Annotated in this window: 20 protein-coding genes; 18 read left to right on the top strand and 2 right to left on the bottom strand. The window is 63.3% G+C overall.

What is annotated here, in order from left to right; translation table 11 throughout:
• Positions 1-8 precede the first annotated feature (8 nt).
• The 4 genes from ACO07C_RS10860 (at position 9) to ACO07C_RS10845 (ending at position 7347) form a co-directional block, all read left to right on the top strand.
• Positions 9-3179, top strand: coding sequence for an efflux RND transporter permease subunit (locus ACO07C_RS10860; protein WP_421914171.1), 3171 nt, complete (start codon positions 9-11; stop codon positions 3177-3179).
• A 246-nt stretch (positions 3180-3425) separates the two neighbouring features.
• Positions 3426-3800, top strand: coding sequence for a hypothetical protein (locus tag ACO07C_RS10855; protein ID WP_421914170.1), 375 nt, complete (start codon positions 3426-3428; stop codon positions 3798-3800).
• 198 nt (positions 3801-3998) lie between these two features.
• Complete coding sequence (locus ACO07C_RS10850) at positions 3999-4787, top strand: DeoR/GlpR family DNA-binding transcription regulator (RefSeq protein WP_421917494.1); 789 nt, start codon at positions 3999-4001, stop codon at positions 4785-4787.
• An 82-nt stretch (positions 4788-4869) separates the two neighbouring features.
• Positions 4870-7347, top strand: a complete 2478-nt coding sequence (locus ACO07C_RS10845; RefSeq protein ID WP_421914169.1) for a GcvT family protein — start codon at positions 4870-4872, stop codon at positions 7345-7347.
• A 5-nt stretch (positions 7348-7352) separates the two neighbouring features.
• Here the strand turns inward: ACO07C_RS10845 and ACO07C_RS10840 are convergent, their stop codons facing one another.
• Positions 7353-8222, bottom strand: a complete 870-nt coding sequence (locus tag ACO07C_RS10840; RefSeq protein WP_421914168.1) for a LysR substrate-binding domain-containing protein — start codon at positions 8220-8222, stop codon at positions 7353-7355.
• A gap of 154 nt (positions 8223-8376) precedes the next feature.
• On the opposite strand from ACO07C_RS10840, the gene ACO07C_RS10835 reads away from it, so the two are divergent.
• The 10 genes from ACO07C_RS10835 (at position 8377) to ACO07C_RS10790 (ending at position 20972) form a co-directional block, all read left to right on the top strand.
• Positions 8377-10074 (top strand): Na/Pi cotransporter family protein, encoded by a 1698-nt coding sequence (locus ACO07C_RS10835; protein WP_421914167.1) that lies wholly within the window; start codon positions 8377-8379, stop codon positions 10072-10074.
• 127 nt (positions 10075-10201) lie between these two features.
• Positions 10202-11404: a 2-aminoethylphosphonate--pyruvate transaminase gene (locus ACO07C_RS10830; protein ID WP_421914166.1), complete on the top strand. Its 1203-nt coding sequence runs from the start codon at positions 10202-10204 to the stop codon at positions 11402-11404.
• Positions 11405-11426: 22 nt separating this feature from the next.
• On the top strand, positions 11427-12686 hold the full coding sequence (gene phnA / locus ACO07C_RS10825; RefSeq protein ID WP_421914165.1) for a phosphonoacetate hydrolase: 1260 nt from the start codon (positions 11427-11429) through the stop codon (positions 12684-12686).
• 267 nt (positions 12687-12953) lie between these two features.
• Positions 12954-14411 carry a phosphonoacetaldehyde dehydrogenase gene (gene phnY, locus ACO07C_RS10820; protein ID WP_421914164.1) on the top strand — a complete coding sequence of 486 codons (1458 nt, stop codon included), beginning with the start codon at positions 12954-12956 and terminating at the stop codon, positions 14409-14411.
• Between the two features lie 73 nt (positions 14412-14484).
• A complete protein-coding gene (gene pbfA / locus ACO07C_RS10815; RefSeq protein WP_421914163.1) occupies positions 14485-15843 on the top strand; it encodes a (R)-1-hydroxy-2-aminoethylphosphonate ammonia-lyase in 1359 nt (452 codons plus the stop codon).
• A gap of 2 nt (positions 15844-15845) precedes the next feature.
• Positions 15846-16856 (top strand): NAD(P)-dependent oxidoreductase, encoded by a 1011-nt coding sequence (locus ACO07C_RS10810; protein ID WP_421914162.1) that lies wholly within the window; start codon positions 15846-15848, stop codon positions 16854-16856.
• A gap of 256 nt (positions 16857-17112) precedes the next feature.
• Positions 17113-18144 carry a 2-aminoethylphosphonate ABC transporter substrate-binding protein gene (locus tag ACO07C_RS10805; protein ID WP_421914161.1) on the top strand — a complete coding sequence of 344 codons (1032 nt, stop codon included), beginning with the start codon at positions 17113-17115 and terminating at the stop codon, positions 18142-18144.
• Between the two features lie 32 nt (positions 18145-18176).
• The gene (locus ACO07C_RS10800; protein WP_421914160.1) at positions 18177-19322 is read left to right on the top strand and encodes an ABC transporter ATP-binding protein; all 1146 of its coding nucleotides are present in this window, start codon (positions 18177-18179) and stop codon (positions 19320-19322) included.
• Entirely contained in the window at positions 19315-20172 is an 858-nt protein-coding gene (locus ACO07C_RS10795) for a 2-aminoethylphosphonate ABC transporter permease subunit (RefSeq protein ID WP_421914159.1), read from the top strand. The genes ACO07C_RS10800 and ACO07C_RS10795 overlap by 8 nt, the downstream gene beginning before the upstream one ends.
• A 2-nt stretch (positions 20173-20174) precedes the next feature.
• Entirely contained in the window at positions 20175-20972 is a 798-nt protein-coding gene (locus ACO07C_RS10790; RefSeq protein ID WP_421914158.1) for an ABC transporter permease subunit, read from the top strand.
• 37 nt (positions 20973-21009) lie between these two features.
• Here the strand turns inward: ACO07C_RS10790 and ACO07C_RS10785 are convergent, their stop codons facing one another.
• The gene (locus tag ACO07C_RS10785) at positions 21010-21456 is read right to left on the bottom strand and encodes a nuclear transport factor 2 family protein (RefSeq protein ID WP_421914157.1); all 447 of its coding nucleotides are present in this window, start codon (positions 21454-21456) and stop codon (positions 21010-21012) included.
• Between the two features lie 146 nt (positions 21457-21602).
• On the opposite strand from ACO07C_RS10785, the gene ACO07C_RS10780 reads away from it, so the two are divergent.
• From ACO07C_RS10780 to araD1, 4 genes are read left to right on the top strand one after another with little or no spacing between them, the layout of a single operon-like run.
• The gene (locus ACO07C_RS10780; RefSeq protein WP_421914156.1) at positions 21603-22403 is read left to right on the top strand and encodes a FadR/GntR family transcriptional regulator; all 801 of its coding nucleotides are present in this window, start codon (positions 21603-21605) and stop codon (positions 22401-22403) included.
• Complete coding sequence (locus ACO07C_RS10775) at positions 22400-24127, top strand: IlvD/Edd family dehydratase (protein WP_421914155.1); 1728 nt, start codon at positions 22400-22402, stop codon at positions 24125-24127. The genes ACO07C_RS10780 and ACO07C_RS10775 overlap by 4 nt, the downstream gene beginning before the upstream one ends.
• A 13-nt stretch (positions 24128-24140) precedes the next feature.
• The gene (locus ACO07C_RS10770; protein WP_421914154.1) at positions 24141-24920 is read left to right on the top strand and encodes an SDR family NAD(P)-dependent oxidoreductase; all 780 of its coding nucleotides are present in this window, start codon (positions 24141-24143) and stop codon (positions 24918-24920) included.
• A gap of 32 nt (positions 24921-24952) precedes the next feature.
• Positions 24953-25951 carry an AraD1 family protein gene (gene araD1, locus ACO07C_RS10765; protein ID WP_421914153.1) on the top strand — a complete coding sequence of 333 codons (999 nt, stop codon included), beginning with the start codon at positions 24953-24955 and terminating at the stop codon, positions 25949-25951.
• Positions 25952-25996: the final 45 nt, after the last annotated feature.

Here is a 25996-nt window from a genome sequence, read left to right as displayed (position 1 = left end):
CTGATGGCATGGCTGCTGACGGCGGTTTATCGTCTCCCTTCATCAAGCATCCCGTGGCGACATCGCTGCTGATGGTCGCCATTCTGCTGATCGGCATCGCGGCCTATCCGCTGTTGCCAGTCGCGCCGCTGCCGCAGGTGGATTTTCCAACCATACAGGTGTCCGTGCAGTTTCCGGGCGCGAGCCCCACAACGATGGCTTCGTCCGTCGCGCAGCCGCTGGAGAGCGCCTTCGCGCAGATATCCGGCATATCCGAGATGACGTCGCTGAATTCGCTCGGCTCGTCGCAGATAACGCTTCAGTTCGACCTCAACCGCAACATCGACGGCGCCGCCAATGACGTGCAGGCGGCGATCAATTCCGCCAGTGGGCAGTTGCCGACCAACCTGCCGACGCCGCCAACCTATCGCAAGGTCAATCCCGCGGATTCACCCATTCTGCTGCTGTCGGCCACGTCGGATACATTGCCGCTCACGGCGGTCGACGACGAGGTGGAGACGAAGCTCGGGCAACAGTTGAGCCAGCTTCCGGGCGTTGCGCAGGTGCTCTACGGTGGACAGCAAAAGCCTGCGATCCGAGTCCAGTTGGATCCGGCCAAGCTGGTTTCCAAGGGGCTGACGCTTGAGGACGTCCGCGGCCAGTTGAACGGTGTCACCGCCAACAGCCCCACCGGCAGCATCGACGGGACGACACGCAGCTACACCATCTACACCAACGACCAGCTCATCCAGGTGACGAAATGGAATGATGTCATCGTCACCTACAAGAACGGGTCGCCGCTCTATGTGAGGGATATCGGCAATGCCGTGACTGCGGCCCAGGACAGCAAGCAGGCCGCCTGGGCCAACGGCAAGCGCGGCATCTTCCTGATCATCTTCAAGCAGCCCGGCGCCAACGTCATCGAGACCGTTGACCGTATCAACGCCGAGCTGCCGCGACTCACGGCCACCATGTCGCCTGGCATCAAGATCGGCGTGCTGAGCGACCGCACACAAACCATTCGGGCCGCGGTCAGCGATGTCCGCAACACGCTGCTGATTACCATCGTCCTCGTCATCGCCGTCATCTTCGTGTTTCTGCGCAATGTCCGGGCGACCGCCATTCCAAGCCTGACGGTGCCGCTCGCTTTGTTCGGGGCCTGTGCGATGATGTGGATCGCCGGGTTCACCCTCGACAACCTGTCGCTCATGGCCTTGACCATCGCCGTCGGTTTCGTCGTCGACGACGCGATCGTCGTGCTTGAGAACATCCAGCGTCATATCGACGATGGGATGGGTGCGCTCGAAGCGGCAATGACAGGCGCCGGGGAAATTGGCTTCACCATCCTCTCCATCAGCCTGTCGCTGATCGCGGTCCTGCTGCCGCTCTTGCTGATGAGCGGCATCATCGGACGGTTGTTTCGAGAGTTCTCGCTGACGCTGGCCATGACGATCGTCGTTTCGGCCTTCGTGTCGCTGACGCTGATTCCGATGCTGGCATCGCGCTTCCTGCGCAGCGAGCATTCCGTGAAGCACGGCACGATCTACAACTGGAGCGAGCGCGGCTTCGACGCGCTGGCAAAGGGCTACGAAAAGGCGCTCGATCTCGCTCTGCATTTCCGCTTCGTCACCCTGTGCATCTTCATCGCGTCGGTGGTGCTGTCCGTCTTCCTCTTCGTCTGGATACCGAAAGGCTTCTTTCCGCAGCAGGATACGGGCCTCATCACCGGACAGTCGGAAGCCGCGCAGGACATTTCCTTCGCCAAGATGCTTGGACGCCAGCGCGCGCTGGGCGACATCGTGCAGGCGGACCCCGACGTCGCCAGCGTCGCCATGGCCATCGGCGGTGTCGGCAATCCCCTGAACAGCGGCCGAGTCTTCGTCACGCTTAAGCCCCGCGATCAGCGGCAGTCGACCGCCGACCAGATCATCCGCCGGCTCCAGCCCAAACTGGCCACGGTCGAAGGGGCGCACCTGTTCCTTCAGGCCGCCCAAGACGTGCGCGTCGGCGGCCGCCTGTCACGCACCCAGTATCAGATGAGCCTGACCAGTCCCGACATAGCCACGCTGAACAGCTGGTCGCCCAAGGTGCTTGCAAAGCTCAAGACATTGCCTGGCCTCGCGGACGTGGCCTCCGACCAGCAGACAAATGGCGGAACGCTGACCTTGACGATCGATCGTGCCCAGGCGGAGCGCTACGGCATCCAGCCGAGCGTGGTCGACAGCACGCTCGACGATGCCTTCGGCCAGCGCCAGATCGCACAGTATTTTACCCAGCTTGCTAGCTATGACGTCATCATGGAGGTTTTGCCCTCGCTCCAGGGCGACATCAGCACTTTGAACAAGCTTTATGTGAAGTCGGCGAGCGGCGCCGATGTGCCTCTTTCGGTTCTTGCCCACTGGACAACGGTCCCGGTTCAACCGCTTCAGATCAGTCATGCAAGCCAGTTTCCATCTGTCACACTCAGTTTCAACCTGACGCCGGGCACCTCGATCGGAGATGCTACCACCAGTGTAACCCAGGCGCTGAAGGACATGCACCTGCCGCCGACGATCAACACCAGTTTCGAAGGTACGGCTCAGGCTTTCCAGCAGTCGCTCAGTTCCATCCCGCTGCTGCTGCTGGGTGCGCTGGTGGCGGTTTATCTGATCCTCGGCATTCTCTATGAGAGCTACATCCACCCGCTGACCATCCTGTCCACCTTGCCATCCGCCGGCATTGGCGCCGTGGCCACCCTGATGCTCCTGGGCTACGACTTCAGCCTGATCGCCCTGATTGCCGTCATTCTGTTGATCGGCATCGTCAAGAAGAACGGTATCATGATGGTCGACTTCGCCATCGAGGGCGAACGCCGGGATGGGTTGTCGAGCGAGGACGCCATCCGCAGGGCAGCGCTGATCCGCTTCCGGCCGATCATGATGACGACGATGGCGACCATGCTCGGCGCGGTTCCGCTGATGCTCGGCCACGGAACGGGATCGGAACTGCGCCAGCCGCTTGGTGCCGCCATGTTCGGCGGCCTGGCCGTCAGCCAGGCGCTGACCCTGTTCACCACGCCCGTGGTCTACCTTTATCTCGACCGCTTCTCGCAATGGATATCAAAAGGCCGTAGCCGTCCGGCCGCATCCACCACTCCGGCCTCGCCGCAGCCGGCCTTGCCTGCGGGGCATGTCGTCAGTGGCGACGACTATGCCATCTAGATGCAGATGGACCAAGTTTAGCTGAACGGCGGTGCAAGGATACTGACAGGCTGGACTTCTGTTTGTGCGATCAACACTTTGTCACGTTTCCGTTCAATGCCGTGTCGTGAGTTGGAACAGCCCCATATGACTCCTGCGGACCATGAACCGCCGGCGATGAGAGGATCATCGCGACGCGACGGAGCAGACGGTCCGTGTTCGGAAAGCGTTATCCAAACCGCTTTCCAGTAAAGAGGAGGCATGACCATGCGCACTTTCACCCCAAGGATCATAGCAATCGCATCGCTTCTGGCGGCTGTGCCATTGTCGAGCGCTTACGCGGTGCACCGGCACCGGGTTGAGCCGCAGACGATGTCGGTCGAGGGAAGGGCGGTCCTGGATCAACTGCAGGGCGTGAAGCAGGGAATTGTCGAGGCAAGGGATGCAAAGGCGATCACTCCCGAGCAGGAGCATGATCTGATGATACAGGCCGACAACATTCAGCGCTCGGCCGCCGGCAACGGCGTATCTCGGGACTTGCTCAGCCAGATCGAGGATCTGGATCAGCAGTTGCAGCTTGATGCCGGCGGTGGCTTCTACATCGGCGACGGCGCCGATGGTGGCTACTATCCGAACGGCTGATGCAGGCCGGCAATGATCGCTCGGCGCCCCCAGCGCGTCGCAGGGGGCGCCGGATTTTTCAACGGCGCTGACCAATCCTTGCCGGGGCGCCGATTCGGGTTGGCGATCAATTCAATCAAGGACCATCGACGCGACAGATTGCCTGCCGGCTTCCGGCCTGCCACATATTGCAACATCATTTTGTGGCGCAGGACCGTAATGTCTCCCATCAACCCTCTACCGGCGCGTGCGCTGGCGACTCGACGTCATGATGAAATCCTGAAGCGCCTTGGCGCTCAGGGATCCGTCAGCATTGCCGAATTGGCGGAGTTTTTCGATGTCTCGCGAGAAACCATCCGCCGCGACCTGAAGCTGCTGTCCGACCGAGGGCAACTCGGCATCGTGCATGGCGGCGCTGCCCGGTTTGAGCCGAGCGAACCCGCGATGAGCCTGCGCAGCCAGGAGAATGCCCAGGGCAAGGCGGCAATCGGCAGAGTGGCTGCGGGTCTCGTAAGGGACGGGATGGTGGTTTTCCTTGATTCCGGCACCACCACTCTGGCGGTCGCACAATCCATGACCGAGCTGCGTAATCTCACAATCTGTACGGCCAGCCTCAAGATCGCGCTTCACATGTGCCACATGCCCGGCGTGCGCGTGCACATGCTGGGTGGCGAAATCGACCCTGGCGAGGAAGCAGCATCCGGCATCGACATGCTTGAGGCGATGTCGCGCTTTCGCGTCGACATTGCCTTTCTCGGCGGCGGCGCGCTCTCACCCGATGGCGAGGTCACCGACTTCACGCGCGCCGGCGCCGAGCAGCGCGGACGGATGATCGCGCTCGCCGCCAAAGCCTACTTCGTGCTCGACAGCAGTAAGTTCGCCAAGCTTACGCCGCTAAGGGTCCCAAATTTTCAGCGCGCGGCAGGGGTGATTGTCGACGCCAGGCCGCAGGCCGACATCATCGATGCACTAGCGCGAAAGGGGCCAAGCCTGGTTGTTGCCACATGATGTGATATTTTGTGGTCTTTTGTGTTGATATTTGGAGTTGGGTTGCTATGATCCAGCCAGTGTCAAAACGGCAGGATGTCCCATGGCAAATGAATTCCCCACCCAGGCACGCGTCGTCATTGTCGGCGGCGGTATCATCGGCTGCTCCGTTGCCTATCATCTGACGAAGCTCGGCTGGACCGATGTCGTCCTGCTCGAACAAGGCCAGCTTAGCGGCGGCACCACTTGGCACGCCGCCGGTCTCGTCGGGCAGTTGCGCAGCCATTCCAACATGACCAGCCTGATCAGATACTCCACGCAGCTCTATCGTGAGTTGGAGGCGGAAACCGGTCTCGCCACTGGCTGGAAGAATTGCGGCTCGCTGTCGGTGGCGCGCACGACCGACCGCATGACGGTGTTGAAGCGCACGGCCGCATCGGCGCGTGCCCAAGGGGTGGAGATCGACGTCATTTCGCCCACGGAGGCGGCGGAGCTGTGGCCGGTGATGGCCACGGATGACCTGGTCGGCGCCGTCTGGTTGCCCGGGGACGGCAAGGCCAATCCGACCGACCTTACGCAATCGCTGGCCAAGGGCGCGCGTAACGGCGGCGCGAGGATATTCGAGCGGGTCAAGGTCACCGGCATCACGGTGAAAAACGGCGTCGCCCGCGGCGTCGAGACCGATCGCGGCGACATCGCCGCCGAGATCGTCGTCAACTGCGCCGGCCAATGGGCGCGCAAGGTCGGACTGATGTGCGGCGTCTCGGTGCCGCTGCATTCGGCCGAGCACATGTACATCGTCACCGGAAGGATCGAGGGCGTGCACCCGGACCTGCCGGTCATGCGCGACCCCGATGGCTTCATCTACTTCAAGGAAGAGGTCGGCGGCCTGGTCATGGGCGGCTTCGAACCGCATGCCAAGCCGTGGGGCATGAACGGCATCCCGGAGAATTTCGAATTCGCGCTGCTACCGGATGATTGGGACCACTTCGAGATCCTGATGGAAAACGCGCTGGTCCGTGTGCCGCAACTGGCGCGGGCCGAGGTCAAGAAATTCTACAATGGCCCGGAAAGCTTCACGCCGGACAACAACTTCATCCTAGGCGAGGCGCCCGAGCTCAAGAACTTCTATGTCGGCGCCGGCTTCAACTCCATGGGCATCGCCAGCGCTGGCGGCGCGGGCAGGGCGTTGGCCGAATGGATCGTCAACAGCGCGCCGACCATGGACCTTTGGCCGGTCGACATCCGCCGATTCGCCGGCTTCAACAACAATCCACGCTGGCTGCACGACCGGGTCAAGGAGACGCTCGGGCTGCACTACGCCATGCCGTGGCCGAACCGCGAGCTGGATACCGCACGACCCTTCCGCCGTTCGCCGATCTATGACCGGCTGGCCGCCAAGGGTGCCTGCTTCGGTTCCAAGATGGGCTGGGAGCGCGCCAACTGGTTCGCCGCTCCAGGCGAGAAGGCGGAGAACGGCTATGCCTTCGGCCGCCAGAACTGGCACGAAGCGGTTCGCCGCGAGATGATGGCGACGCGTGAAGCCGTCGCCATCTTCGACCAGACCTCCTTCGCCAAGCTTCTCGTCCAGGGCCGGGATGCCTGCGCCGTGCTCAACAGGATCTGCGCCGGTGACGTCGATGTACCGGTCGGCACGTCAGTCTACACAGGTGTGCTCAACGCGCGCGGCGGCTATGAAAGCGATCTGACGCTCATGCGGCTCGCCACGGAAACATTCCTCATCGTCACCGGTTCCGCGCAGGCGGTTCACGATGCCGACTGGATCGTCAGGAACATCCCGGCGGATGCCCATGCCATCCTGACCGATGTCACCTCTTCATATGCGGTACTGGCCTTGATGGGCCCGCGCTCGCGCGATCTCTTGAGCAAATTGTCGTCAGCCGATCTTTCCAATGCGGGCTTCCCTTTCGCCACTATCCGCGAGATCGATATCGGCTACGCCACCGCCTACGCCAATCGCATGACCTATGTCGGCGAACTCGGCTGGGAACTGATCGTGCCGACCGAGTTCGCAGTCGGCGTCTATGAGGCGTTGCACGAAGCGGGCCGCGAGTTCGGCCTGGCCGATGCCGGCTACTACGCGCTCGATGCCTTGCGCATCGAAAAAGGTTTTCGCGCCTGGGGCAGGGAATTGACGCCGGACATCGACCCCTGGCAGGCCGGGCTTGGCTTCGCCGTGGCCATGGACAAGCCGGACGGCTTCATCGGCCACGATGCGCTGGTCGAGGCAAAGCCGTCGACGGCACCATCAAAGCGCATTGTGCTGTTCACGCTCGACGATGCCGAGCCCATGCTATGGGGTGGAGAACTGATCCTGCGCGACGGCCGTCCGGTCGGGGAGGTTCGCTCGGCTGCCTATGGCCACACGCTTGGCCGCTCGGTGGCGCTCGGACTGATCGAGCACGAAACGGGTGTCGACGCCCCGTTCCTGACCGGCGGCCGTTTTGAGATCGACCTCGCCGGCGTACGCCACACAGCGACAGCGCATTTGCGCAGTCCTTATGACCCCAAATCGGAACGTGTGAAGGCCGATGTCGTGGAGGTTCGCGCGGCTGCCTAGCTCAACTAGTCAGGCGACATCGAGCGGGCCATGTCGAGGAAGGCGCGCACCAGCTTGCCGCCGCTGCGTTCACGCAGGCAGATCAGCGCCTCGTCCATCAGGGTCTCGGGAGCATCGATCGTGATCGGGACCAGCCGCGAATCCTGGCCGAATTCCGCCGCCGAGACAAAGCCGATGCCTGCGCCCGAAGCGACGATCTCGCGGACGGCTTCGCGGCCCTCCGCCTCGATCGATGGCCTGAGTTCGACCTTTGAAGCCGCCGCCAGGTCTTCGAGCTTCTGACGCGTCTTCGAGCCGCGCTCGCGCATCACAAGGGACTCCTGCGCGAGTTGCTTGAGCGTCAGCGAGGCCTTTCCCGACAGTGGATGATCGACCGAGGTGAAGGCGATGATCGGCGTCGAATTCAGTTTCAACACCTCGAAATCGCGTCCGGCAGGCACTTCACCGAGCACGCCAATATCGGCATCGTAGCTGTACAGGCTGCTGATCACGGTCTCGGTGTTGCCGGCGCGCACCGAAACCTGGACGCCGGGATAGCGAGCCCGGAAGCTGCCGAGGATGTGGAGCAGATGATGCGCGGCATCGGCGACGATCCGCAGCGTACCCGAGCGAAGCGCGCGCGACTCGGTCAGGAGTTCGAGCGCCTGCTGCTCGGTATCGAACATGCGGTGGGTTATCTCGAGCAGCTTCTGGCCGGAATGCGTCAGCGTGACCTGCTTCTTGTTCCGGTTGAACAGCAGGACGTCATATTCTTCCTCGAGCTTGCGCACCTGGTCGGAGATGGCGGGCTGGGTCAGGAACAACGCCTCGGCGGCCCGCGAAAAACCGCCAGAGATTGCCACCTGATGAAAAGCCCGCAACTGAACGTAGCGCATCTTCTGTGCCTTCGATCTCCCGAAATCGCGGCCAGCTTATCATAAGAGCAGCTAACTAAAAGATAGAAATGAACGATTTGACTTATGTCTGGTCGGCCATCAGCCTGACTGAGGGTCGACGTTCCTGCCGGCCATTGGCACCGGAGGCGTCGCCATGCAATTTTCCATCATCCTGCTGCATCTGGCGGGCGCCGTCATGCTGCTGCTCTGGGCCGTGCGCATGGTGCGTACGGGCGTGGAGCGCGCCTGCGGCCCGGCATTGCGCGATGCGCTGAGACAGGCGCGAACTGCTCGGATCAGGTCGGCGGGTGTCGGCACGGTGCTTGCCGTGCTTCTGCAGAGCTCCACGGCCGTTGCCATCCTGGCGGCCGGCTTTGCCGCCAGCGGCATGGTTTCGGTGTCCGCCGGACTGGCGATCCTGCTTGGCGCCGATCTCGGCTCCGCGCTGGTCGTGCAGGTGCTGTCGTTCGACCTCAGTTGGCTGGTGCCGGCGCTGATCCTCATCGGCGGCGCCATGTTCCTGAAGTTCGAGGCGCGCGGGATCAAACAGGGCGGGCGCATCCTGATGGGTATAGCGTTCGTGTTGTTGTCGCTGCACATGATCGGCGAGGCCACGGCGCCGATGCGGCAGAGCATATTGCTGCCGTTGGTGATTTCCTACCTCCGTGCGGATTACTTCACGGCCTTTGCGGTCGCCGCCCTGTTCACCTGGCTGATCCACTCCAGCGTGGCGGCGATCCTGCTGTTCGTCACGCTTGCCGCACAGGGCGTCTTGCCCGTCGAGGTCGGTCTGTTCTTCCTTCTTGGCGCCAATTGCGGCGGCGCGCTGATCGCGGTGTGGCTAACCCGCGGTGAGCCTGTCGAAGCACGCCGTGTTCCGCTCGGCAATTTGATCTTTCGTGGCACGGCGGCACTTGCTGCCTTGTTCGCGCTTCAGGCCGTGGCGTTTCCAACGTATGTGTTCGGCGCAACCGAAGGCCGGCAACTGGTCAACCTGCACCTCGCCTTCAATATGGCGCTGGTCGTCTGCTGCCTGCCCCTCACGGGCATGATGGAAAAGCTGGTCACCTTGCTCATCGCCGACAGGCCGGCGGCAAAGCCGGCCGAGAGCTCGGACCTGATGTCGCGCCGCGCCAGCGCCCTCGACCGCACTGTCATGCGCACACCCGGTCTTGCGCTGGCCAGCGCCACCCGCGAGCTGTTGCGCATGGGCGAAGTTGTCGAAATCATGCTGCGTCCGGTGATGGATTTCTTCGACGCTGGCACCATCGAGCAGATCCACCAGGCGCAAAAGCTTGATGAAGAGGTCAACCGCGCCCACACCGAGATCAAGCTCTACATTGCCGAAGTCAATCGCGGCAGCATGACCGCTGCCGAGGCCCAGCGCGGCATCGAACTCACCGATTTCGCCATCAATCTCGAGCGCGCCGGCGACATCGTCGCCAAGAACCTGCTCGTGCTCACACGGGAATTGCGCGACAAGGACCTGCGCTTTTCACGAGACGGCTGGAGCGAATTGTCGGGGCTTCACAACCGTGTCATGGCCAACATGCAGCTTGCGCTCAACGTGCTGGTATCGAGCGATCTCGATTCGGCGCGCCAACTCGTCGTCGAGAAGGAGCGGATGCGCAAGCTGGAACGCATGAGCCATGACCGTCACCTCAAGCGCCTGCAATCAGGAATGGCGCAGAGCATCGACACCAGCGACATCCATCTGGAAGCGGTGCGGGCGCTGAAGGAAATCAACTCGCTGATGGCCTCGGTCGCCTATCCGCTGCTGACGCAAAGCGGCGATCTGCTTGAGAGCCGGCTGGCGAGGGGCGTGGATGCGATGGCCGCGACACCGGCCTGACAAGCGAGTTGTGATTTCTATCATCGTTTAAATCGATACTTCGATACAAAATAACGATTTTACAAATATGTCATTCGGGCCAAGAATAAGGCCACACCGAAAAAGCAGAGACCTGTCGGAGGACACCATGCTCGCCGAGACGAAATTTGCCGCAGCAAAGCCGCTGGACAAGCCGGCGCTGGGCGAGCCCTATCTGCTGACCCCGGGGCCGCTTACCACGGCCTATTCCGTCAAGCAGGCGATGCTGCGCGACTGGGGGTCCTGGGATGGTGACTTCCGCGCCATGACCGCCGACATGCGCCGCCGCCTGCTGGCGCTGACCGGTGACGCGAATGGCGAGTTCGACTGCGTGCCGATGCAAGGCAGCGGTTCCTTCTGCGTCGAGGCGATGCTGGGCTCGTTCGTGCCGAAGGACGGCAAGGTTCTGGTCCTGGCCAATGGCGCCTATGGCCTGCGCGCCGCCCAGACCATGCAGTATCTCGGTCGCGCCTATACGCTGATCGACAAGGGCGATTACCTGCCCCCGCGCGGCGACGAGGTGGCGGCGGCGCTCGAGGCCGACCATGCCATCACGCATGTGATCGCCATCCATTGCGAGACCAGTTCCGGCATCCTCAACCCGGTCGCCGAGATCGCCGAGGCCGTCCACGCCAAGGGCCGCAAGCTGCTGGTCGATTCCATGAGCGCCTTCGGCGCCGTCGCGCTCGACGTCAACGAGATCCGCTACGAGGCGATGGTCTCGTCCGCCAACAAATGCATCGAGGGCGTGCCGGGCTTCGGCTTCATCATCGCCCGCAAGAGCGAGCTGGAGGCCGCCAAGGGCCGCAGCCACTCGCTCTCGCTCGACGTCCATGCGCAGTGGGCGCACATGAACAAGACCGGCCAGTGGCGCTACACGCCGCCGACGCATGTGGTGGCGGCCTTCCTCGAAGCGCTGCGCCAGCATGAGGCCGAAGGTGGTGTTGCCGGCCGTGGCGCCCGCTACACCCGCAATCGCGACGTCATGGTTGCGGGCATGCGCGAGCTCGGCTTCGAGACATTGCTCAAGGATCGCTGGCTGTCGCCGATCATCGTCACCTTCTTCAACCCGGCCCATGCCAGTTTCGCCTTCGACCGCTTCTATGAGCTGATGAAGGACAAGGGTTTCATCATCTATCCTGGCAAGCTGACCGTCGTGGACTCCTTCCGCGTCGGCTGCATCGGCCAGATGGACGAACATGTCATGCGTCGCGTCGTCGAGGCGGCGGCGCAATCACTGAAGGAAATGGGCGTCGACACCGCCGCTCCACCCGCCGCGGCAATCGCCGAGCGCGCCAAACTTGCCGCCTGAACGGCCAATTTCGAGGATTTCGATGAACCAGATGTCTCCCATCAATGTCGCCGTCAACGGCCGCACCTATGCCTGGCCACGCGTGCCGGCCATCGCCATCTGCCTTGACGGCTGCGAGCCGGCCTATCTCGATGAAGCGATCAAGGCCGGGCTCATGCCGGCCCTGGTCAGGATCAAGCAGAAGGGCACGGTGCGCTTCGCGCACTCGGTCATCCCGAGCTTCACGAACCCCAACAATCTGTCGATCGCCACCGGCCGGCCGCCATCAGTGCATGGCATCTGCGGCAACTATCTCTATGAGCGCGAGACCGGCAAGGAAGTGATGATGAACGACCCGCGCTTCCTGCGCGCGCCGACCATTTTTCAGGCCTTCTACGACGCCGGCGCCAAGGTCGCGATTGTTACCGCCAAGGACAAGCTGCGCGCGCTGCTCGGCAAGGGCCTTGCCTTCGACGAAGGCCGCGCGCTGTGCTTCTCGGCCGAAAAGTCGGACACCACGACCAAGGCCGAGCACGGCATCGACAACGCCTCGAAGCATTTCGGGCTGCCGGTGCCGGAGGTCTATTCGGCCGAACTGTCGGAATTCGTATTCGCCGCCGGCGTCCAGCTGCTGAAGGAATTCCGGCCGGACATCATGTACCTGACGACCACCGACTATGTGCAGCACAAATACGCACCTGGCGTGCCCCAGGCCAACGCCTTCTATGAGATGTTCGACAAATACCTGACCGAGCTCGATGCGCTGGGCGCGGCGATCGTCGTCACCGCCGACCATGGCATGAAACCCAAGCACAAGGCGGACGGTTCGCCTGCCGTGGTCTACGTTCAGGACCTTCTGGACGAATGGCTGGGCAAGGACGCCGCCCGCGTCATCCTGCCGATCACCGACCCCTATGTCGTGCACCACGGCGCGCTCGGCTCCTTCGCCACCGCCTATCTGCCTGATGGCGCCGATCAGGCCGACATCATGGCGCGGCTGGCCAAGGTCAACGGCATCATGCTGGTCGTCGACAGCCCGACGGCATGCGAGCGCTTCGAACTGCCTGCCGACCGCATCGGCGACATCGTGCTGATCTCGACCGAGAACATGACGATCGGCACCAGCGAACACCGCCACGATCTGGCGGCACTCAACGAGCCGCTGCGTTCGCATGGCGGGCTGACCGAGCAGGAGGTGCCGTTCATCGTCAATCGCGTTCTGCCCGACCTGCCGAACGAACCGACCCTGCGCAACTTCGACGCCTTCTATTACGCCACCATGGCGGCGGCGCTGGCGGGCTGAGTGAATGGGGTCGCTATTAGATGCGTGCCCGCCCAAGATAGCGTTGGTCGACCCCCACTCCGGCCCTTTGGGCCACCTCTCCCCCGATCGACGGGGGAGAGGAAAGGCGCCAAGCCGATTCTGTCGCGCTTTGGCTTGGAAACAACGGGGCGCTGACCTTGCCGAATTTACTCTCCCCCGTCGATCGGGGGAGAGGTGGCCCGAAGGGCCGGAGTGGGGGGCGATCCCCTGCCGAGGCGCACCCAAGAATCTGCTGGAGCAGAGCCCATGACCCAACTCGATCCCTCCATCAAAGTTCGCCACGAGCCGATGCGCATTGCCGGCAAGAAGGTCGATGCCGACGGCGTCGTCGAGGTGCGCTACCCCTGGAACGACACCGTCATCGGCACCGTGCCGGCCGGCCGCGCCGAGCATGCCCGTCAGGCCTTCGAGATCGCCGCCGGCTATAGGTCGAAACTGACCCGCTACGAGCGCCAGCAGATCCTGTTCCGCACCGCTGAAGCGCTGGCGTCGCGCCGGGAAGAAATATCCGATCTCATCACGCTCGAACTGGGCATCTCCAAGACGGATTCGCTCTATGAGGTCGGCCGCGCCTATGACGTGTTCACGTTGTCGGCGCAGATGTGCATCCAGGACGACGGCCAGATATTCTCCTGCGATCTGACCCCGCACGGCAAGGCGCGCAAGATATTCACCACCCGCGAGCCGCTCAAGGCGATCTCGGCGATCACGCCCTTCAATCACCCGCTCAACATGGTCTCGCACAAGGTGGCGCCGGCCATCGCCACCAACAATTGCGTTGTGGTGAAGCCGACCGAACTAACGCCGATGACGGCGCTGTTGCTGGCCGACATTCTCTACGAAGCTGGCCTGCCGCCTGAAATGCTCTCGGTGGTTACGGGATGGCCGGCCGACATCGGCAACGAGATGATCACCAACGAAAACATCGACCTGATCACCTTTACCGGCGGCGTACCCGTCGGCAAGATGATCGCCCGCACAGCCGGCTACAAGCGCCAGGTGCTGGAGCTCGGCGGCAACGATCCGCTGATCATCCTCAACGATCTCTCAGACGAAGACCTTGCCAAGGCAGCCGATCTCGCCGTTGCCGGCGCGACGAAGAATTCCGGCCAGCGCTGCACGGCGGTCAAGCGCATCCTCGTCCAGGAAAGCGTCGCCGATCGCTTCGTCCCGATGGTGCTGGAGCGGGCCAGGAAGATCCGCTTCGGCGACCCGATGGACCGCTCGACCGACCTTGGCACCGTCGTGCACGAAAAGGCCGCCGCGCTGTTCGAGGCCCGTGTCCATATGGCCGCCGAGCAAGGCGCCGAGGTCCTTTACAATCCCGGTCGGCAGGGCGCGCTGCTGCCGCCGATCGTCGTCGATCGCGTGCCGCACACGTCCGAACTGGTGATGGAGGAGACGTTCGGCCCGATCATCCCGATCGTGCGCGCCCCGGACGACGATGACGCGCTGATCGCATTGTCCAACTCGACCGCCTTCGGCCTGTCTTCTGGCGTCTGCACAAATGATTTCCGGCGCATGCAGAAATACATTGCCGGCCTTCAGGTCGGCACGGTCAACATCTGGGAAGTGCCGGGCTACCGCATCGAGATGTCGCCCTTCGGCGGCATCAAGGACTCGGGCAATGGCTACAAGGAAGGCGTCATCGAGGCGATGAAGAGCTATACTAATGTGAAGACGTTTTCACTGCCCTGGTCCTGAACGGATCGTACCAAATTGGCAGACCAACCGAGGGGGCGTTCCACGCTCCCTCATTCGCGTTTCGGAGACCATGATGGCCGCGATATCTGAGCTTGTGCATACCGAAGGCGATTCCAACACCACGCCGGCGCGCAGGCGCTGGGATGCCGGACAGGACGATCCCCGGATCCGCGGCCTGCTCGATCGCGACGCGGCCGCGTTCATGCACCAGAGCCTGTCCAGCCCCTGTCTTTCGACGATCGCCAAGGCTGAAGGCATCTGGATCGAGGACACCGCCGGCCGCCGCTTCATGGATTTCCACGGCAACAGCGTGCACCACCTCGGCTATGGACATCCAACGCTGGTAGCCGCTATCAAGAAACAACTCGACGACCTGTGTTTTGCGCCGCGCCGTTTCACCTGCGAGCCGGCCGTCGAACTGGCCGAAAGGCTGGCCGCTCTGGCGCCCGGCGATCTCGGCAAGGTGTTGTTCACCACCGGTGGTTCGGACGCCATCGAGGTCGCGCTCAAGATCGCACGCGCCGCGACGGGTCGCTACAAGACGGTGTCGTTCTGGGATGCCTTTCATGGCGCGGGTTTCGGTGCGGCCAGCGTCGGCGGTGAGGCGACCTTCCGCTCCCACATCGCAGGCCCGATGATGACCGGCACCGAGCATGTCGCGCCCTGGGACGGCTATCGCTGCCCCTATGGCCACGATAGCCTCGAGACGTCGGGCATCGCTTGCGCCAACATGATCGCCTATGTGCTTGGCCGCGAGCAGGATGTGGCGGCGGTCGTCGCCGAACCGATGCGCGCGACGCCCAACCCGCCGCCGCCCGGATTCTGGAAGCGGGTGCGCGAAGCTTGCGACCGGCACGGCACGTTGTTGATCTTCGACGAAATTCCAACCGGCCTCGGCAAGACCGGCAAGTTCTTCGCGCATGAGCATGACGGCGTGACGCCCGACATCGTCGTTCTTGGCAAGTCGCTGGGCGGCGGCATATTGCCGATCGCCGCAGTCATTGCGCGCCGCGATCTCGACGTCACCGGCGGCTTCGCCATTGGTCACTACACGCACGAAAAGAACCCGGTGACGACGCGCGCGGCACTGACGACGATCGACATCATCCAGGAGGAAGGACTGGTCGAGCACGCCGCCGAACTCGGTCGGCATATGCTCGGACGTATGCACGATCTGATGGCGCGTTCGCCCCATGTCGGCGACGTCAGGGGCAGGGGGCTGATGGTCGGCGTCGAACTGGTCGAGGACCGCGACTCGCGCCAACTGGCACGCGACCTCGCCGAACGTGTCTTCTACGCCTGCCTGGAGCAGGGGCTGAGCTTCAAGATCAGCCAGGGCAACGTGCTGACGCTGTCGCCGCCGCTGGTCATTTCACGTGGTGATCTCGACCGTGCGCTCGACATTGTCGAGGCCGCCGTGCTGGCGGCCTGACCATGAAGGCCGTGCGCACGGACCAGGAGCTCGAATGCCCGGGCATCGACGCCGGGCTGCGCGCACGCGGCGTCGAACTGGTGACGTTGCCGGACGGCATTCCAGAGGCGGATCTCATCAGCGCGGTCTTCGACGCTGATGTCCTGCTGATGTGCTACACACCGGTCACCGCAAGAGTGATCGAAGCAGCGCCCAAATTGAAGGGCATCGTCAAATACGGCGTTGGCATCGACGCCATCGACATTCCCGCCGCGATCCGCCACGGCATTCCCGTCGTCAACGTGCCCGAATATGCGGAGGAAACTGTTGCCGAGGGCGCTTTCACACTGATGATCGCGCTCGCCAAGCGGCTGCCGGCGATCACGGCGGCGGTGTCGCGCGATGGCTGGGTCTGGCCTGAGCAGAGCTGGCTGGGACGCGATATTTCCGGCGCCACGCTGGGGCTCGTCGGTTGTGGCAAGATCGGCCGCAGCATGGCGCGCATGGCAGGCCAAGGGTTTCGCGCGCGGGTTCTCGGCTTTGATCCCGGCCTCGATGCCGCAACCATGCAGGCGGCCGGTATCGAGAAGGTCGATGACCTCCACGCCATGCTGCGTGCCTGCGATTTCGTGTCCCTCCATTGCGTGCTCAACGACAGGACGCGCGGTCTGATCGGCAAGGCCGAACTTGCTTGTCTGAAACCATCGGCCATCATCGTCAATGTCTCGCGCGGCGCGTTGATCGACGAGGCCGCCCTTGTCGAGGCGATCGTTACCGGGCGCGTCGGGGGCGCCGGCCTCGATGTCTATTCGGTCGAGCCGCTGATGAAGTCGGGCCACCCGATGAGCGCGCTTTTCGGTCGCGACAATGTGATCCTTTTTCCGCATCTCACCTTCTTCACGCAGGAGGCGATGCGCCGATTGGAAGAGGACACGCTCGCGCGCTGCTTCGAGGTCCTGGAAGGGCGTCCGGTGACTGTCCGCTCGTTGGATTCACGTCTGCGCGCGCAGACGACGGGCGTGTCTTTCCGCTGAGCGCGGCCGTTTTTCTGCGTCGCTTCAAGGGCTTCGGCAGCCTTTCGCTGTCCTCGCGACGCGGATGCGACAGTTCCGTGACAAATATCAGAAGAACTTTGTCTGTCATAAAATAAATAGATTTTACTTATCGATCCCCAGTCATCAGAGTTGTCACAACGACGACATCCAACCGGCGCAACGTGGGCAAGCAGATCCACCGCCGATCGTCCTAGTGCATCGAAGAATGTGCCTTCAATCAAAGGGGAACTGAACCATGAAATCACGAAATCCAGCCATACTGGTGGCCTTCGCCGCCGCTCTCTCCGCCTCGGCGGCTCTTGTCGGACCGGCGCTCGCCGACGGCGTCGTCACCATCTATTCGGCCGACGGCCTGCATGACGGCAATGGCAGCTGGTACGAGACCGAATTCGCCGCCTTCACCAAAGCCACCGGCATCAAGGTTCAGTACATCGAGGCAGGCTCGGGCGGTGTCGTCGAGCGTGTCGCCAAGGAGAAGTCGAACCCACAGGCCGACGTGCTGGTGACCTTGCCCCCCTTCGTCCAGCGCGCCGCCGCCGACGGCTTGCTGCAGGACTACAAACCAGCGGGGTCGGACCAGATCGATGGTGGCGCCGACAAGTACCGGCCGCTCGTCAACAACTACATGAACTTCATCTACAACAGCGCCGTGCTTTCCGAAGCGCCGAAGACCTACAACGACCTGCTCGATCCGAAGTTCAAACACAAGATTCAGTACTCGACCCCAGGTCAGGCCGGCGACGGCACGGCCGTCATGCTCCAGGTCATCCACGCTTTCGGTGGCGAGGATGCCGGCTTCGAATTCATGAAGAAGCTGCAGGACAACAATGTCGGCCCCTCCGCTTCCACCGGCAAGCTGACTGCGCTGGTCAACAAGGGCGAACTTCATGTCGCCAACGGTGACCTGCAGATGAACATGTCGCAGATGGCCGACAATCCCAACATCAAGGTGTTCTGGCCCGTGGGACCGGACGGCGTGCGCTCCACCTTCGCTCTGCCCTATGAAATCGGCCTGGTGACCGGCGCCCCCAATGGCGACAACGGCAAGAAGCTGATCGACTTCCTGCTTTCCAAGGAAGCGCAGTCGACTGTAAGCTCGGTGGCGCTCGGCATGCCTGCCCGCAAGGACGTGACGCCGACCGACGCGAACTTCGCCAAGCTGCAGGAGGCGATGAAGGGCGTGACGATATGGTCTCCGAACTGGGACGACGCGCTGAGCAAGCTTCCCGACTATGTCAAGAAGTGGAACGAAGCGACCGGCAGTTGACCTCGAAAGGAAACAACACCGGGAGTTCCGCCATGTCAGCTGTCGCCTTCACAGGTACCAGTGTCATGGACATCGACGCCGCGAAGGTTCGCGGCGCCGGTTCCAATGTTCACTTCGACAAGGTCAGCGTCGCCTATGGCGCGCATGTCGTCCTTCACCCGCTGACCCTGGACATCGCACCAGGTGAAATCCTGGCGATGATCGGCCCGTCCGGTTCCGGCAAGACGACCGCACTGCGGGCAGTGGCCGGTTTCGTGCGGCCCGCCAGCGGGCGGATTCGCATCGGCACGACCGATGTGACCGATCTGCCGCCATACGAACGCGGGCTCGGCATGGTGGTCCAGAACTACGCGTTGTTTCCGCATATGCGGGTCGAGGACAATGTCGCCTTTGGCCTCAGGGCCCAAGGCGCCGACAAGGCGCTCATCGCCGAGCGCGTCAAGGACGCGCTCGGCACTGTCGGAATGTCTGCTTATGCCAGGCGCTATCCGCGCGAGCTTTCGGGCGGCCAGCAGCAACGTGTCGCCATTGCAAGGGCTCTCGCGGTGCGGCCGCGCGTGCTCCTGCTCGACGAGCCGCTTTCGGCGCTCGACGCGCAGATCCGCCGCAACATGGTCGAGGAGATCGCCCGCCTGCACCGCAACCTGCCGGGCCTGACCATCCTCTATGTCACCCACGACCAGACCGAGGCGCTCACGCTTGCCGACAAGATCGCCATCATGCGGGACGGCAGGGTCTGTTCACACGGGCCGACGGCTGAACTCTACCAGCGCCCGCCCAACCGTTTCACCGCCGAATTCCTCGGCCGGGCCAATCTTTTGCCGGTGACCGTTTCCGAAGCTGCTGGGTCGAAGGGGTTTGCCACGGCCAGGCATGGTGATGCCGTACTGACGGGTGCCGGCCGTGACGAGAAGGCCGGAGACAAGACACTTCTGTGTATTCGTCCCCAGCACCTCAGCCTGACGCCCGACAGCGAGCATACCAACCGGATCGTCGGCACGCTGAAGGAAGTGCACTGGCAGGGCGAACTCACGCATCTCGTGCTCGATGTCGACGGCACGCCCGTGCGTGCGTCCGCGACAAGGCTGCCGATCGCCTTGCCCGAAGCCGGCGCCAGGGTCCCGCTCTTCTTTGCGCCCGCCGACACATCGCTTGTTCCGGAAGACGCCGGTGTCTGAGGCCGTTGCCATTGCCGCGCCGGGCGTCAGGAGAGAACCCGGCAAATTCTGGATCGTGCCGCCCGCGGCCCTGCTGGCGCTGCTGTTCTTCTACCCGCTGGCGCTTATCGCCCGGCAGGCCTTCCTCGACGACAGCGGCGTTGCCAATGTCGCCGAAGTCTTCAGCGTCCTGCATTCGCGCTTCTTCCTCAATGCGCTGATCAACACAGTGACGATATCGGTTACCGCAACGGCAGGCTGCCTGATCGTCGGTCTCGTGCTCGCGCTTATCCTGGCCTTCGTGCCATTCCCGGGCAGTGGCTTCATCGCCCGGCTGATCGACACGTTCATCGCGCTGCCGACCTTCCTGGTCACGCTTGCCTTCACCTTCCTCTACGGCTCCGCCGGCATGCTCAATGCCGGGCTGATGGAAGCCTTCTCCTTGCCGCTGCCACCTGTCGATTTCCTCTATTCGACCTGGGGCGTGGTGCTGGCCGAAGTCACGGTCTACACCCCCTTCATCCTGCGGCCGCTGCTCGCCGCGTTTTCGCTGGTCGATCGCGGCCAGATCGAGGCGGCAAGCGTGCTTGGCGCCCGGCCGTTCCGCATCGTCCGGCAGGTCATCATGCCGGCGGCGATCCCCGCGCTCATTGCCGGCGGCAGCCTCTGCCTGCTTTTGACCGTCAACGAATTCGGCATCGTGCTGTTCATCGGCGCCAAGGGCGTCATCACGCTGCCGCTGCTGATCTACAGCAAGGCGATCCAGGAATCGGCTTATCAGGTCGCCTGCATCATCGCCGTGATCAACGTCGCGCTGTCGCTGGGCCTGTTCGGGCTCTATCGCTTCGCCGCCGGACGGTTGGGAGCCTAGCCATGCTGGTGTGGTCGCGGCCAGGTCGCATTGTCCTGTGGGTGCTCTTCGCGCTGCTGTTCGGCGTGCTGTTCCTGGCGCCGCTCGCCGTCATCCTGCTGTCCAGTCTTGCCGACCAATGGAATGGCGTTCTGCCGAGCGGCCTGACGACCGAGCACTATAGCGATGTCATCGGCGGCGCCGCCGGGGACTCGGTGAAGGCCAGCCTCGTCACCGGTTTCCTGGCCAGCGCGCTGGCGCTGGTCAGCGGCACCTGGGCTGCGCTTTCGCTTCGTCTTCAGGGTCCGTCCTTGAAGCGGCTGCTTGGCCTGCTGTTCTTCATTCCCAGTGCCGTGCCTTCGGTGTCCGTCGGCCTTGGCCTGCTGGTTGCCTTCAGCCATCCGCCGCTGCTGCTCAACGGCACCGTGGCGATCGTGCTGATCGCGCATTTCGTGCTGATCTCGGCCTTCACCTTCGGCAATGTATCGGCGGGGCTGGCACGGCTTTCGCCTGATTTTGAACAGGTTGCATCCAGCCTCGGCGCGAAGCCGGCTTACCGGCTCTGGCATGTCACGCTGCCGCTGCTCGCGCCCTATCTGGTCGCCGCCTTCGGCCTGAGCTTCGCGCTCTCCATGGGGGAACTGGGCGCGACCGTGATGGTCTATCCGCCGGGTTGGGTGACGCTGCCGGTATCGATTTTCAGCCTCACCGATCGTGGCGACATTTTTGCCGGTGCGGCGTTGACCATGATCCTTGTGGTGGCAACCCTGGTCCTGTTGCTCGGGCTCGAACGCATCACCGCGCGCGCGACCGGCACGTAAGCTCGAGCCATCGCCAGGCCAGACCCGCAGCCGCCGGCTAACGGGGCTGGCGCTGCGCGGGATCGTAGAAGAACGTCTCTTCCGCGACGAATTCTCCTTCCCAGCGCTGGTAGGCCAGTTCCTCCATATGCGTGGCGGTCCCGTCCTTCCATTCGAAATGGAACACCCAGCGGATCACCACGTGGTCGCCATTGATGAACACTGGCCGCACGCATCGCGATTCCATCGTCTTCACCCTGGCCATGACGTTGCGTTCGTTCGCGACATGCGCATCGCGGCCGACGCGAGGCGGCGCCTGGTTTTCCTGCATTGTCGAGTCCGCCGTGTAGAACTGTTCCACGGCTTCGATGTGGTCGTTGCGTTCGACGCAGGCGATGAATCTTTCGAGGGTTTCGGCGCTGGGCATGTCTGACCTCTGGGGGCTGGATCGACCGAGGCCGCGCGCCTCTTGCTGCCGGTCCGGCACGCGGTCTGCTTCACGCATATAGGACTGCCCAACAGCCGAAGAAGACATCCAGGGAAAGCAGATTTTGGTCCAGCGGTGATCCGCCTGGCCGCCACTGTGCAAAATCATTTGTCGGCAATGCTCTCCCTCTTGACTCTCGCCGTCGCGACTATAAGACATATCATATGAATAGTATGAAGAATAAGAAATCCTTCAGCACGGCGCGAACGTCGCGGATCGCCGTCGCCGTCTCCAGCGGCTCGACGGCACTGCATGCGACGGTTGTCGAGCAGATCGGACTGCGCATTGTGCAGGGCGATTTCCTGCCCGGCGAAGCGCTTCCCAGTGCCGATGATTCCAGTGAAATGCTGGGGGTCAGCCGCACCGTGCTGCGCGAGGCGATCAAGGTTCTGGCAGGCAAGGGGCTCGTCGAGTCGCGTCCGAAGACCGGCACTCGGGTGCGTCCTCGCTCCGATTGGAATTTCCTCGACCCCGACGTGCTGTCGTGGCGCTACGCGGCGGGCGTCAGCGATGAAGATGTCAGGGCGCTGTTCGAGCTGCGCCGGGCCATCGAGCCCATGTCGGCGGCGCTTGCCGCCCAGCGCGCCACACCCGTGCAGATTGCCGAGATCCATGCCGCGCTGGCTGAAATGGAAGCCTTCAGCGACGACGGCGACCGCTTCGCCAAGCCCGACCTGGTGTTCCACCAGACCATTCTGCGCATGACCGGCAACGAGCTGATCGGCTCGCTGGCGGCACTCGTCGAAACCGCCCTGGTGATGAGCTTTCGCCTCTCGAACGACAATCCCGAGGGACAGCGCCATTCTTTGCCGCTGCATCGGGAAGTGGCCGAAAAGATCGCCGCTGGTGACGGTCCGGGCGCGCAGAAGGCGCTGCTCGTGCTCATCGACAATGCCGAGGAAGACGTGCGCCGCAGCGTCGAGAACCGCAACAAGCGCCGCAAGGATCGGGAACAGCAGTCGTGACGGAAGAAAAGCGCAAGCTGCGTTCAGCGGCATGGTTTGGCGGCGAGGGCAAGAATGCCTTCATGCACCGCAGCTGGATGAAGAACCAGGGCATTCCCGGCGACGAGTTCGACGGCCGTCCGGTGATCGGCATCTGCAACACCTGGTCGGAGCTGACCCCCTGCAATGCGCATCTGCGGGGGCTGGCCGAACACGTCAAGCGCGGCGTCTATGAGGCTGGCGGCCTGCCGCTCGAATTCCCGGTGATGTCGCTGGGTGAAAGCAACATGCGCCCGACCGCCATGCTGTTTCGCAACCTCGCCAGCATGGACGTGGAGGAATCGATCCGCGCCAATCCGATCGACGGCGTCATTCTGCTGGCAGGGTGTGACAAGACCACGCCCGCACTGCTGATGGGGGCTGCGTCCTGCAACCTGCCGACCATCACCGTCTCGGGTGGCCCGATGCTCAACGGCAAGTTCCGCGGCCAGGATATCGGCTCGGGCACCCATGTCTGGAAATTCGCCGAAGAGGTGAAGGCGGGCCGCATGCCTGTGGCGGACTTCCTCGCTGCCGAGCAGGGCCAGAGCCGGTCGGCGGGCAGCTGCATGACCATGGGTACGGCTTCCACGATGGCCAGCATGGTCGAAGCGCTCGGCATCGGCATGCCCGACAACGCGGCGATACCGGCGGTGGATTCCCGGCGGGGCGTGCTGGCCCATTTGGCCGGTCGCCGCATCGTCGATCTCGTCCACAAGGATGTGACCATTTCGCGGATCCTTACCAGGGCGGCCTTCGAGAATGCCATTCGCGTCAACGGCGCGATCGGCGGCTCGACCAATGCGGTGCTGCACCTGATCGCCATCGCGCGCCGGGTCGGCGTGGATCTGAGCCTCGATGACTGGGATCGGCTGGGACGTGGCGTGCCGACAATCGTCGACCTGATGCCGTCGGGCCGGTTCCTGATGGAGGATTTCTACTACGCCGGGGGGCTGGCCGCGGTCATGGCGTCGCTTGATGGGGCGGGGTTGCTTCAACGCGACGTCATGACCGTGAGCGGGAAAACCATCGGCGAACTGGTCGATGGCGCTCCCAACTACAATCATGAGGTGATCCGGCCACTGGAAAACCCGCTGACCGAGGAGGGCGGCATATCGATCCTGCGCGGCAATCTCGCGCCCAATGGCGCGGTCATCAAGCCGTCCGCCGCGACCGCCGAGTTGATGCAGCATCGCGGCAAGGCCGTCGTCTTCGAGAACATCGAGCACTACTACGCCCGCATCGACGATCCCGACCTGGACATCGACGCGTCCTCGGTGATGGTGCTGAAGAATTGCGGCCCGCGCGGTTATCCCGGCATGGCCGAGGTCGGCAATATGCCGCTGCCGGCCAAGCTGCTCAAGCAGGGTGTCTCCGACATGGTGCGCATCTCCGATGCGCGCATGAGCGGCACCGCCTATGGCACCGTGGTTCTGCACGTCGCTCCCGAAGCGGCGGCAGGCGGTGTGCTGGCGCTGGTGCGCGATGGCGATCTCATCGAATTGGATGTCGCCGGCCGTCGGCTGGAGCTTCTGGTTCCGGACGAGGAACTCGCCATCCGACGCCGCGACTGGGCGCCGCCGACGCCACCTGTGGGCGGCTACCAGAGCCTCTATGTCGAGCGCGTCCTGCAGGCCGATGCAGGCTGTGATTTCGACTTCCTCGTGGGACGCCGCGATGCCGGCATCCCCAGGCATTCCCACTGAACGGACGCAAGCCATGACTGACGAAGCCGACAGCTACGCAATCTACCCCAGTCTCAAGGGCTGCAGCGTCTTCATAACCGGCGGCGGCAGCGGCATCGGCGAGAGCCTGGTGCGCCACTTCTGCGCCCAGGGCAGCTGCGTTGCCTTTGTCGATCTGGCCGAAGAGCCTTCAAGGCGCCTCGTCGATGCGATCGTGGCGGAAGGTCACGCCGCGCCGCTGTTCATCCCATGCGACCTCCGAGACATTGAAGTTCTGCAGGCAGCCGTCGCGCGGGCGAAGGAGCATAACGGCCCCATCCAGGTCCTGTGCAACAACGCCGGCAGCGATGACCGCCATCAGACCAAGGATGTGACCGTCGCCTATTGGGACGATCGCATGGCGGTCAACCTTCGCCACCAGTTCTTTGCAGCCCAAGCCGTGCGCCCGCAGATGAGCGCGCTGGGCGGCGGCTCGATCATCAATTTCGGCTCCATCACCTGGATTGTCGGCGATCCGGATTGCCCGGCCTATGTCACCGCCAAGGCCGCTGTCTACGGAATGACGCGCGCGCTTGCCCGCGAGCTTGGGCCCGAGCGTATCCGCGTCAACTGCATGGTGCCGGGCTGGGTCATGACGGAGCGCCAGATGCGGCTGTGGCTGACGCCGGCCGGGGAGCGTCAGATCGAGGAGAGGCAATGCCTGCCTGACCGGCTGCAGCCGTCCGATATCGCGCGCATGGCGCTGTTCCTCGCCGCCGACGACAGCCGCATGTGCACCAGCCAGCAGTTCATCGTCGATGGGGGCTGGGTGTGACCCGGGCAGCCTTGAAGAAGGAAGGGAATTTCATGCGTCTTGTTCAATTCAAAATGCCCGATGGCGGCAGGCGGGTCGGCCGTGTTTCCGAAGACGGCGACCACCTGCATCCGCTCAAGGCAACGAGCACCGTCCTGGAACTGGCGGAAGCGGCGATCGCGCGTGGCGTGTCCATCGCGACGCTTGTCGAAGAGCGCACGACCACCGAACAGATCGACTATGACCAGCTGTTGCGCGAAAGCCGTGTGCTGGCCCCCGTCGATCATGCGGAGCCTGCGCGGTTCCTTGTCACTGGCACCGGTCTGACCCACACGGGAAGTGCGGCCGCGCGCAATCAGATGCATGTGCTGACCCATGGCGAGGGTGCGGCGGAATCCGACTCCCTCAAGATTTTCCGCATGGGTCTGGAGGGCGGCAAGCCGGGCGCTGGCAAGATCGGCATCCAGCCCGAATGGTTCTTCAAGGGTGTCGGCACCTGCGTCGTCCCACCCGGCGCGCCGCTGCCGATGCCGGCCTTCGCCAAGGCCGGCGCCGAGGAAGCCGAGATCGTTGGGCTTTATCTCAACGGGCCGGACGGCCATCCCTATCGCATCGGCTACGCGCTCGGAAACGAATATTCCGACCATGTCACGGAAGGCGAGAACTACCTCTATCTCGCCCATTCCAAGCTGCGCTCATGCTCGATCGGTCCCGAACTGCTGATCGGCGATCTGCCGAACGAAGTGCGCGGCCATTCCCGCATCACGCGCAACGGCGCCGTCATCTGGGAGCAGGAATTCCTGTCTGGCGAGGCGCACATGTCACACTCGATCGCCAATCTCGAACACTACCATTTCCGCTACCCGATGCATCGCCGGCCAGGCGACCTGCACGCCTATTTCTTCGGCGCGGCGGTGATGAGCTACGCCTCCGGTGTCCAGACGGCTCCCGGCGACGAGTATGAAATCCAGGCACCGACATTCGGCAAGCCACTGCGCAACCGGATGGAAAAGGTGTCGGACGAGGGACTGGTCACCGTCACCCAGCTGTGAGGGCAGAGGTCCGAAGACTGCGGTTCACGACAACGATAATGGGAG

The organism is Mesorhizobium sp. (genome assembly GCF_965229135.1).
Lineage (GTDB): Bacteria > Pseudomonadota > Alphaproteobacteria > Rhizobiales > Rhizobiaceae > Mesorhizobium.
Note: the sequence above shows the minus strand (reverse complement) of the source record. Positions and strands in the feature narration are given on the sequence as shown.

Coding starts and splice junctions, on each gene's coding strand:
- ACO07C_RS10860 (WP_421914171.1), top strand. CDS start 9: ATGGCTGCTGACGGCGGTTTATCGTCTCCCTTCATCAAGCATCCCGTG.
- ACO07C_RS10855 (WP_421914170.1), top strand. CDS start 3,426: ATGCGCACTTTCACCCCAAGGATCATAGCAATCGCATCGCTTCTGGCG.
- ACO07C_RS10850 (WP_421917494.1), top strand. CDS start 3,999: ATGTCTCCCATCAACCCTCTACCGGCGCGTGCGCTGGCGACTCGACGT.
- ACO07C_RS10845 (WP_421914169.1), top strand. CDS start 4,870: ATGGCAAATGAATTCCCCACCCAGGCACGCGTCGTCATTGTCGGCGGC.
- ACO07C_RS10840 (WP_421914168.1), bottom strand. CDS start 8,222: ATGCGCTACGTTCAGTTGCGGGCTTTTCATCAGGTGGCAATCTCTGGC.
- ACO07C_RS10835 (WP_421914167.1), top strand. CDS start 8,377: ATGCAATTTTCCATCATCCTGCTGCATCTGGCGGGCGCCGTCATGCTG.
- ACO07C_RS10830 (WP_421914166.1), top strand. CDS start 10,202: ATGCTCGCCGAGACGAAATTTGCCGCAGCAAAGCCGCTGGACAAGCCG.
- phnA (WP_421914165.1), top strand. CDS start 11,427: ATGAACCAGATGTCTCCCATCAATGTCGCCGTCAACGGCCGCACCTAT.
- phnY (WP_421914164.1), top strand. CDS start 12,954: ATGACCCAACTCGATCCCTCCATCAAAGTTCGCCACGAGCCGATGCGC.
- pbfA (WP_421914163.1), top strand. CDS start 14,485: ATGGCCGCGATATCTGAGCTTGTGCATACCGAAGGCGATTCCAACACC.
- ACO07C_RS10810 (WP_421914162.1), top strand. CDS start 15,846: ATGAAGGCCGTGCGCACGGACCAGGAGCTCGAATGCCCGGGCATCGAC.
- ACO07C_RS10805 (WP_421914161.1), top strand. CDS start 17,113: ATGAAATCACGAAATCCAGCCATACTGGTGGCCTTCGCCGCCGCTCTC.
- ACO07C_RS10800 (WP_421914160.1), top strand. CDS start 18,177: ATGTCAGCTGTCGCCTTCACAGGTACCAGTGTCATGGACATCGACGCC.
- ACO07C_RS10790 (WP_421914158.1), top strand. CDS start 20,175: ATGCTGGTGTGGTCGCGGCCAGGTCGCATTGTCCTGTGGGTGCTCTTC.
- ACO07C_RS10785 (WP_421914157.1), bottom strand. CDS start 21,456: ATGCGTGAAGCAGACCGCGTGCCGGACCGGCAGCAAGAGGCGCGCGGC.
- ACO07C_RS10780 (WP_421914156.1), top strand. CDS start 21,603: ATGAATAGTATGAAGAATAAGAAATCCTTCAGCACGGCGCGAACGTCG.
- ACO07C_RS10770 (WP_421914154.1), top strand. CDS start 24,141: ATGACTGACGAAGCCGACAGCTACGCAATCTACCCCAGTCTCAAGGGC.
- araD1 (WP_421914153.1), top strand. CDS start 24,953: ATGCGTCTTGTTCAATTCAAAATGCCCGATGGCGGCAGGCGGGTCGGC.